The 9,547-nt window shown below is 60.9% G+C and carries 8 protein-coding genes; 3 read left to right on the forward strand and 5 right to left on the reverse strand.

All coding sequences use genetic code 11. From position 1 onward, the window contains the following. Window positions 1-362 precede the first annotated feature (362 nt). Window positions 363-2,141 (forward strand): aspartate--tRNA ligase, encoded by a 1,779-nt coding sequence (gene aspS / locus BQ17_RS14530; protein ID WP_089728262.1) that lies wholly within the window; start codon window positions 363-365, stop codon window positions 2,139-2,141. 21 nt (window positions 2,142-2,162) lie between these two features. Here the strand turns inward: aspS and BQ17_RS14535 are convergent, their stop codons facing one another. Together BQ17_RS14535 and BQ17_RS14540 are read right to left on the reverse strand one after the other, a co-directional pair. After that, the gene (locus BQ17_RS14535) at window positions 2,163-3,668 is read right to left on the reverse strand and encodes an FHA domain-containing protein (protein WP_089728249.1); all 1,506 of its coding nucleotides are present in this window, start codon (window positions 3,666-3,668) and stop codon (window positions 2,163-2,165) included. 54 nt (window positions 3,669-3,722) lie between these two features. Continuing rightward, window positions 3,723-3,980 (reverse strand): type II toxin-antitoxin system ParD family antitoxin, encoded by a 258-nt coding sequence (locus tag BQ17_RS14540; protein WP_089728253.1) that lies wholly within the window; start codon window positions 3,978-3,980, stop codon window positions 3,723-3,725. 422 nt (window positions 3,981-4,402) lie between these two features. Between BQ17_RS14540 and BQ17_RS14545 the strand changes: the two genes are divergently transcribed. Together BQ17_RS14545 and BQ17_RS14550 are read left to right on the forward strand one after the other, a co-directional pair. Then, on the forward strand, window positions 4,403-4,639 hold the full coding sequence (locus BQ17_RS14545; protein ID WP_089728255.1) for a hypothetical protein: 237 nt from the start codon (window positions 4,403-4,405) through the stop codon (window positions 4,637-4,639). Next, window positions 4,629-5,006 (forward strand): type II toxin-antitoxin system VapC family toxin, encoded by a 378-nt coding sequence (locus BQ17_RS14550; protein ID WP_089728256.1) that lies wholly within the window; start codon window positions 4,629-4,631, stop codon window positions 5,004-5,006. Before BQ17_RS14545 ends, BQ17_RS14550 begins: the two co-directional genes overlap by 11 nt. A 318-nt stretch (window positions 5,007-5,324) precedes the next feature. Here BQ17_RS14550 and BQ17_RS14555 read toward each other — a convergent pair whose 3' ends face one another. From BQ17_RS14555 to BQ17_RS21965, 3 genes are all read right to left on the reverse strand, one after another. Next, a complete protein-coding gene (locus tag BQ17_RS14555; protein ID WP_089728259.1) occupies window positions 5,325-8,054 on the reverse strand; it encodes an extracellular catalytic domain type 1 short-chain-length polyhydroxyalkanoate depolymerase in 2,730 nt (909 codons plus the stop codon). An 840-nt stretch (window positions 8,055-8,894) separates the two neighbouring features. Then, on the reverse strand, window positions 8,895-9,278 hold the full coding sequence (locus tag BQ17_RS14560; RefSeq protein WP_089728260.1) for a type VI secretion system baseplate subunit TssE: 384 nt from the start codon (window positions 9,276-9,278) through the stop codon (window positions 8,895-8,897). A gap of 8 nt (window positions 9,279-9,286) precedes the next feature. Beyond that, a partial coding sequence (locus BQ17_RS21965) for a hypothetical protein (RefSeq protein ID WP_439645672.1) occupies window positions 9,287-9,547 on the reverse strand: 261 nt, incomplete at its 5' end.

Genomic DNA, 9,547 nt, shown 5'->3' on the forward strand with positions numbered 1-9,547 from the left:
AAGAAACTTTGCGTCTTGGCGCCATTGCGTCCTGGCGTTAAATGGGCCGGAAAGTGAGCGGCCAAGCATAAAATTTTCGGTAGCCAGACGCCCTCTCAGGTAGCACCAAATAACGCCGGACAGCGCTGTTTGGGGAACCGGACTTGACTGGAAGTCCAAAGATGCGGTTCGCGCCTCCTCGTGATGCCATCCTGTAAGACCTACCGCGCTCACCGCATCCTACGTCCATCCTAATTGCTTCCAGCTATCGGCTTGTGCCGGACCGGGCCTTTTTAGTATTTTGCCTATCTTTTCGCGGCCGCTTCGGATCGCGGCCGCTTCGGATCGTGCTGGGGCAAAGAGTGAGGACAGGGCGGATGAATATGCGCAGCCATTATTGCGGGGATCTGAACAGACATCACATCGGCGAGGAGATCAATCTCTGCGGTTGGGTGCACCGCCGGCGTGACCATGGCGGCGTGATCTTTGTCGATCTGCGCGACCGGCAGGGCTTGGTCCAGGTGGTCTTCGATCCCGACCGGCCGGAGATGTTCAGGCTCGCCGAGCAGCTACGCAGCGAGTATGTGCTGCAGGTCCGTGGTCGGGTCAGGCCGCGCCCGGAAGGGACGGAGAATCGGGAGCTGGCTACCGGCGAGGTGGAGGTATTGGCCCTGGCGCTGGAGGTGCTGAACGCCGCCGATACCCCGCCCATCCAGCTCGACGAGTACGCCCAAGATGTATCCGAGGAGTTGCGTCTGCGCTACCGCTACCTCGATCTGCGCCGGCCGGAGATGCAGGGGCGTTTGCGCACCCGGGCGCATGTAGCCGGCGCCTTGCGCCGCTTTCTCGACGGCCACGGCTTTTTAGATCTGGAAACCCCGATCCTCACCAAATCCACGCCCGAAGGCGCCCGCGACTATCTGGTCCCCAGCCGGACTCATCCCGGCCGCTTCTTCGCCTTGCCGCAGTCGCCGCAGCTCTTCAAGCAGTTGTTGATGATGTCCGGCCTGGACCGCTACTACCAGATCGCCCGCTGCTTTCGGGACGAGGACCTGCGCGCGGACCGCCAGCCCGAGTTCACTCAGCTCGATATCGAGGTCTCCTTTATGACCGAAGAGGGTGTCATGGGACTCATGGAGACCATGATTCGGGAGCTGTTCGGTACGGTCCTGGCTACGGAGCTGCCCGCTCCCTTCCCACGCATTACTTACGCCGAGGCCATACGCCGCTACGGCTCCGATCGGCCGGATCTGCGCGTACCGCTGGAGCTGGTGGACGTGGCCGACCTGATGCAGGGGGTCGATTTCAAGGTCTTTGCCGGACCCGCCAAGGACCCGGCAGGCAGGGTGGTGGCCCTGCGCTTGCCGCGGGGTGGCGAGCTCAGCCGCAAGGAAATCGATGCCTATACCGAATATGTCGGCATCTACGGCGCCAAGGGTCTGGCCTACATCAAGGTCAACCAGTGGACCGCCAAGGGCCGCGCGGGACTGCAATCGCCCATCCTCAAGTTTCTGCCGGACGCGGCGGTCGAGGGCATCATGGCCCGCACCGGGGCCGAGGACGGGGATCTGATCTTCTTCGGCGCTGACACGGCCAAGATAGTCAACGAGTCCCTCGGTGCCCTGCGGGTCAAGCTGGGCCAGGATCGGGGTTTGGGTGGAGGGGACTGGCGTCCGCTGTGGGTGGTGGATTTCCCCCTATTCGAGCGTGACGGGCCCACCGGACGTTGGATGGCCCTGCATCACCCCTTTACTGCCCCGCAAGAGGATCAGATCGGGTTGCTTGCGAGCGATCCGGGGGCCTGCCAGTCCCGAGCCTACGACCTGGTCATCAACGGCACCGAGATCGGCGGCGGCTCCATCCGTATCCATCGCGAGGCGGTGCAACGGCAGGTCTTCGAGCTGCTCGGTATCAGCGATGAAGCGGCGGACGAGCGCTTCGGATTCCTGCTCCAGGCCCTCAGGTTCGGGTGTCCGCCCCACGGAGGCATCGCCTTCGGCCTGGATCGGCTCGTGATGCTGATGACGGGAGCCGGATCGATCCGTGATGTCATCGCCTTTCCCAAGACCCAGACGGCGGCCTGTTCGCTCACCTCCGCCCCCACCCCGGTGGACCCGGCCCAGCTCCATGAGCTGGCGCTGCGGGTCCGCGCCCAGCCCTGATTTTCGGTCCCGCACTTGCGTTTAGGGACTCGCCAAGGGGTTGTCGAACTCGAAGCCGAACAGACGCGGATGCTCGCAGATGACGGCCGCGGAGAAGATATAGAAGACGTAGTCGTAGGTCTCGTTCGGGATCTTATGGTGGCGCAGCAGCTTCCAGAAATTGCGCTCCCGGGGATTCTCCGGCATTTTGCGCAGGCGCTTGATAATGTTGCCTTCGCCCCAGTTGTAGGAGGCCATCACCAACAGACCTGAGGCCTGGGCGTCGGTACGGTAGATGGTTTTCAGGTATTTTGCCGCGGCATAGGAGGCCTTCCTGAAATCGTGGCGCTCGTCGGCCGGGTCGTACCGGCGCGTATGTTTCAGTGGGCCCATCTTGAGACCGAACTTCTCGCCCGTGGGGGGAATGAACTGCCACATACCCTTGGCAGGGCCATAGAGACGGAGTATCCGGCTACTCATCGGACCGACCGCGCGTGGTTGGAAGTTCGTTTCCTGCAGGGCGACATATATGAACTGAGGCGGCAACCCCTGGCCTGCGAGGGCAGCCCGGATAGTCGGGGCGTAGTTGTTTTCCCGCAGGCGCCGGATGGCGTTCTCCAGGCGGCTGGACGACTGCCACTTTTTGATATATTCCTTGACCTTGGCGATAAATTCTTGCGGCACCGCTACTTCGGTTTCGCCGAAGATCTTCGCCAGACGCAGGATCAGGAGCTCCTCGGAGTCCGGGGGGATCAAGCGGCTGGTCTGGAGCTCGTGCGCGTAGGCATCATACTTCTCGCGCATCCTTGCGAGCTTGCGTTTGGACGCTGCGATCTCTGCGCGGAGCCTTGCGCTTCGTATATCCTCGCGATCGCGTTCCAGATTGGACTCGAGATTGGCCACATGCAGCTCGAGTTCTTTCATGTCGTAGAAGATGTGGTTGGCGAGACCGGCCATCTTCTGCAGCTGGAGGTACTGGAAGAGGGCCACGCCGGACACGGCGGTCAGCAGCAGGACCACGACGAAGATGAGGGCGAGATAGGTCCGCGATTGGCGTCGCTTGACGTCCTTGAAGGCCCTGCGGATCAGCATCGTGTGCTCCCCCGCCGGCAGCTCGGATGCGGCATCCAGATAGTGCCGGGATACGTCCTCCAAGGACCGGGGGGGCTCTTCCGGGACCGGAGTAGGCGGTGGTGCCGTAACTCGGATCCGCGGTCCTTCCCGGCCGAGTTCCAGGGTGACGGTACCGACGATCGGTAGCCGATCGATGGGGCGTCCGTTGACCAGGGTCCCGTTGCTACTCTCAAGATCACGCGCCCACCAAGATCCGTCTTGTGGGAAGAGCTCCACATGGTGCCGGCTGACCCCTGGGGCGAGGAGGCGGATGGCACAGTCCTCCCCCCGTCCGATGGTGAAGGCGTGTGTGTACCTCCCGTAACTCAGCCGATCGTCGAGCCCCGGATACCGGATCTCGAGGCTGGGGGCATCACTCCGGGAGTGGGTGCCTTGAGAGACGATGCGGGTCCTGTCGTCATCACCGATAGACATGGCTTAAGCCGGTACGGCAGTACCGAAATATCGATGACATCTTTTCGGGATAGACTATAGGCGGCCATCAGCGCTCAGCCGGGCCTCGACTTCCTGCATAATGTCAGTGACCGACTTGTTGCTTACGCCGCTGCTCAATCCTTCCTGTATGGCCTGTTTCAATGCCGGGAACTTGGCGTTTTCCTCCTGATCACGGCGTACCAGGTCGCGGATATACTCGCTATCGTTCGTGTACTCACCGGCGGCAATCTGCGTCTTGATCCACTGGTCCTGTGTGTCCGTCAGGGTAATCGTCTTGCTGATGGTTCCCATGCACCGGCCTCCACGATGGGCGAAAGATCATACTATTGGTACATTTTAGCATTGAGAGTGGGTCGAGGGCGTGATCGCTACTTGGAAAACGGGGGAAGCCGGATCGGGTTGGGTCCATCTCAGCATAGAAGAGCACCGGCTTGGGGACGTGCATCCCTTTCACTCCGGAATCACCGCATCCTGCCCCTGTCCCTCTCCTACGACCACCGAGTGGTCGACAGCGCGGAGGTCGTGTGCTTCACTGACCTGTTGCGGGAAGATATTCGGAGCCTGTTGCTATAACTCGATTATATAGGTAAGTTGTTTGTAAGCGTTGGGCACGGATATGGAGCACGAAAAGCTTGGCGTAGAGTCCTGCCGGGTACTCAGACTGAATCCGAGCCGGCATTTTTCGCGCTTTTAAAATTGTCTGAGAGGTGATTATGAAAGCATCCATAGTCGATTTAAAGCACAAAGCCGATGACATTTTGAAAGCGCTCGAGAGAAATGAAAGCGTTATGGTATTGTATCACGGAAAGGTCAAAGGAATAATTGAACCGGCTAAAGAAAAATCAGAATTGAAGGTTGAAGATCACCCCTTCTTCGGTATGTATAAAGAAACTGAAGAGAGTGTATTGGAAGAATTAGAAAACTTAAGAAAGCATCGATATGATTTATGACACGGATATTTTGATTTGGGTTCAGCGGGGAAATGAAAAGGCGGCGAAGCTAATTGAAAAGGATGAAGAAAAGCACCTATCAATCCAAAGCTATATGGAGTTGCTGCAAGGAGCGAAAAACAAAACGCATCATAAATATATAAAGGATTTTGTTTATGATTTCGAATTTTCCATTTTACCGCTCACAGAAAATGTCGGGCATAGGGCACTGATATATGTTGAAGAATATGCACTCTCATCGAATATGCGAGCGGGGGATGCCATCATTGCGGCAACGGCAGTTGAGAACAACATGATACTAGTTTCCGGCAATGTGAAGCACTTCAAGGTAGTCAAGGAGCTGCAGCTCAAGGCATTCAAGCCATGATGCACATAGCAATAAGCTACAGGACACAATATCCTCTATATCCTGAAGGGAATTCGGTATCTATTTGAATCCGCAGATTGCGCAGATTGCGCAGATTGCGCAGGTTAAGAATGAAATAATCTGTGAGAATCGGCGTAATCTGTGGATAAAATAGACTCATCCGGTGGCAACGAGGCTACGGTTTCTGGCCGTGGGACAAGAAGCGAACCGCATTGAAGAAAAACTACGAATCACACGAATCGGATTCGTGTAGATTCGCGCGATTCGTAGTCAATCCAAACTGCCCGCGCCCCAGGGTCCGACTGCGGGAGACGGACACTAACACACAGACGAGACCGATTTTATCCGGATCCGATCGACCCAGGCCTTGGCCGACACTTCACTGCAGACATTTGAGCTTGCGGCCACCTCGAAGGTCAGGGTCACCGTTCGCTCCGCGAACCGGGACAGATCGATATCCGATCGTTGCAGCCATTCCACCTCGACGTGTTCCATGCCGACGGCGGAGGCCTCGTCCACCGGCGTGCCGTCCACCAGGACGCTGAAGCTGGCGCTGGTGTAGTCGTTTACCGCCGCGTCGAGATTGAGCCTGCGCACGTAGCTCAGCTCCGGGCTGGGACCCAGCACGATCTTGCGCGACGCGGATCGAACCTGCTTACCTGTTTCACATGTACGCCCGGAGGATACCTGCCCGAAGAGCCTGGGTCCCCCCGAGTCGTCGGTAAGCAACTCCCACCCCTCGCCTTCCCAGTCGGAATCGGCCGTCGCTTGCGCCGCTTCTTTTGTTGATCCCGCGGAATCCGGGCCCGTGGCGGAGCCCCTAAGCCTGCCCGCCGCTTCGAGGGAGGTCCCGATGATCCCCGGTATGTCGATCCCGAACGGCATATCGCCGGCCCGAGATTCCCCGGCAGCGGGCGCTGCATCCTGGATCAGACCGGCCGCTGCCAGGGATTTGCGGACGATCCCGTGCACATTGATGCCTAGGGGGATCCCCAGAGGCACGTCCCCGCCGCCGGTAGGCCCGGACGCGCGATCACTGGGCTCCGGACCGGTCTCTTCCCTTTCCGGCCCCGACGGCTCGACCAGAATGCCAGGGGGGACGCCGCGGGCGACCGACTCGGAACCGGCATCGGTCCCACCCGATTCCGGTCGCCGTGCAGCGGACCCAGCCGTTTGGTCGCTCGCGTGGCCCCCCCGCGCATAGATCCCCTCCGGTTGCCCATGGTCCGGGCGGTCGCCGCCTGAGTCCCGCGACAGGTAGTCCCGCGACAGGTCGATCACCGTGGGGCGCGCCCGGTCGGCAGTGGCCGTCGCGGCCGCTACCGATGCATCCGATTCCCGTTCCAGCAGGCCCCAAAAGCCGGCGATGTGGAAGGCGGAAGAGATGCCCACGTCGTTGAAAAAGGGCGCCGCGGTGCCGCATTGGTCGGGTCGGTCTCCGGTGCTCAGGGGGGCGCCGTGGGACATGCCGCCGATGGTGTAGGATTCGACTAGGGGCTCACCGTCCGCCCCTTGCCACACCCGGCAGAGGTGGCCATCCACGGTCCGCTCCACGGGGGGACTAGCCGCCACCCCATGCACGTCCGTCCACTGCTTGACGAGTTCATCGGCATTCAAGGGCTTGACCGCGGAGTCGGCGTCCCCGTGCCAGACCGATACCTTGGGCCAGGGTCCCCGATGGGGAGAGGCACCCCGCACCAGATTGCCCCATTCACGCGGGGTGCGGCTGCGACCCTGGAAGATGCTCTCGAAGGCCTCCTGCATATTGTCTGCCGTGCGATAGGGCACCCCCGCCAGGACCGCCCCTCCTGCGAATAGGTCTGGATAGGTCGCCAGCATCACGGAGGTCATCGCACCTCCCGATGACAGTCCCGTCACATAGACCTGCCGCCGGTCGAGCCCGTGGTCCTCGAGTATGCGGTCGATCATTTGTTTGATGGACAGAGCCTCGCCCTCGTCCCTGCGGGTATCCGCGGGGCGGAACCAGTTGAAGCAGCGCAGCGGATTGTTGGTCCAGTGCTGTTCGGGCAGCAGGAGCGCGAAACCATGGCGATCGGCGAGCGTCGACCAGCCGGTGCCCTTGTCGAACGAGACCCCGGACTGGGTGCAACCATGCAACAGGACGACTAAGGGCGCCGCCGCCGGGAGCCGGTCGGGGACATAGGTGAGCATCCGCAGCTGCCCCGGGTTCGACCCGAAGTCCCGCACCTCCACGAGCTTGCTGGCGCGCGTATCGACCTGGTCCGACCAGGCCTGGACGCTTGCCAGGGCCGCCAGCAGCTGTTCCCAACGACCACGAAAACGGGTCTGGCGAACGAGGTCGGCGAGCTTTGAAATGCGCGCCATTTTGGGTCCTAGATTGATCATGGGGGGCCTCGCTTGATCTGGAAGGCTGGTGAGCTTACCGATCTCTACCAGCTTGGCGGCCGGTAAGAACAGCGTGTGATAAAGACCGGGATCGGGGTTACCGTCCCGCTCCGGATCGAGCCATACCGGGGGGCGCTCTCCCCCCGCCGGCTCGTAACCTTGGGTGATGATGTTACGTTGTCCCTCGGACCAGGCGCCCAGCTGCACCGCACTCACCGGATAGCTGCGGCTGACCCAGATTCCGAACAGCTCCCGTGCCAAGCCCTGCCTGGTCTCGGGCATCGTGGCAAGCTCCAACAAGCGGGCCAGGATCTCCCCGAAGGTCCGGTGGCCGGAGAGCAGCGGCAGTGTGGGTGGGGGGCTTGCGTGCCTCGACAGGGGTCGCGGACCCAGGGTGATGCGAGGTGCCGCCGGGTCCGCCGTGCGTGCGGTCGGGCGCAGCCGTTCGTAACAGCGGATGGCCTCGACCGTATAGGACTGCTGCGGAGCGGCCATGGACCCGAGCAAGAGCTTGGCGGCATAGTGGGGGGTCGCCGGTGGTGAGCCACGCCCCCGGGGACCTGGTGCGACCAGACCGTCCGCTACCAGCATGGTCACGCGAAAACGCAGATCGCGACGGGACTCGCCGAGGATATCGGCCAGTCGTTCGCTGAATTCATACCGCTTCAACCCGGTCGCCATGGCACAAAAGCTACCATGGTCCCGAGGCGCGCGCAAGAATAATTTAGTAAGTGACGGCTAATAATTTACGGGCCGGGACGAGGGTGTCCGGGTCCTTTTGACATTCAGCAATCCTGAATTATTTGGCGCTGTTTGGGGGACCGGACGTGTTGCGTTCGACGCACCAAGGCTCGCTGATTGTCTGCCAAGTCAGTGCCGGCGTCTTAACGCAACCGACACCTAGCGCGAGGTCCGCGCGGGCAGGCCGTGCGGGGGGGTAATGTGGGTGTAGGTTGCGTTAGCCGCGCGCGCAAACGTCTGGGAGGGCACGGCGGGGAACGCGGCGTAACGCAACACGATGCCTTCTCGGGTCGCACCAAATGAAGTTACGAATCACGCGAATCCACGCGAAAATTGATTCGCGCCGATTCGCGGGATTCGTAGTTATACCCGTTGCCCGTGAATAGCTTGGTAAGCGAGGTGGGTCGATGGTGCCCGAGCGCAAGGCGCGACGAGGAGGAATAGCCAGCCCTATTGCGACGGTGAAGCCGATAGGCTTCACGGGCATACAGGGATGTATGCCCTGCTCCGAAAGGCGGAGCAGGATCGCGCAGCCTTTCGGCGCAACGCGGCTATCGGGTGCGAGCGGCGTGCATCGCGGCGAGCTATTCACGTGCAACGGGTATAGAGCAAAACTTAAGTGTAGGCACGCCCAGCAGTCACAGATGCGGTTCGCGGTCTGCCGGGCGCGTCCCGCGCCCGGCGGCTCACCACATCCTACCCCGCGGGACCACCCGATGTCGGGTGACGGCGTGCCCGTCGCTTGGCCCACACAGCTACGACGGGCGCGCCTTACCCGACCTATGCGGGCTGACCCACAACAGCAAGGATTTTGAGCGGTTTGGGGGAATAATCAGAATCGAAGGGATCGATTCTTGACGGCAAATGTTTCGAACGTTTTTCCAATTCGCCGACTTCCAGGCCGGAGACGTTCTTGCCCGCCAAATCCGGCAGGCCATAGTTGAGCACCGAATTGACCACCTGGGGGTAGGGAGACAGGTCCTGCACCGAGGCCAGATCGACGGCAGTGAGCAGCCACTGGAGATCGCGAATGACGGAGCTGCGCAGTTGGCGGGGGGAGAGCACGCGCTTCTCCTGCGATTCCTTGTCTTCGCGCGGCTCGTCGTCCATGAGCCGGTCCAGCAGCGAAGGCTGGAGCCGTTCCTTTGGGATGAGTTCGGTCATAGGGAGCCCTACTCTTGTAGAGGAGTGCTGATTCTAAAGGCGGGATGCGCTGCGCTTTCCCGCCCTACGTGGCTGTGGGGGTGAAGACCAAAAACAAGGTGGGTGTCCTTTTCTTCCTCTTTTCTTCCTAAATCGGTGTGGACGAAGGCCCCGGACTGGACCGAGCCGGCGACGGACCAACCGGAGATATGGTCCCGCTCCCGCAGTGCGGTCTCATCGGGGGGGTAGTAGGGGATTTCTTCGTAGCCGGCAACGGGGTGATGGGCACC

Source organism: Candidatus Thiosymbion oneisti (genome assembly GCF_900092655.1).
GTDB classification, from domain to species: domain Bacteria; phylum Pseudomonadota; class Gammaproteobacteria; order Chromatiales; family Chromatiaceae; genus Thiosymbion; species Thiosymbion oneisti.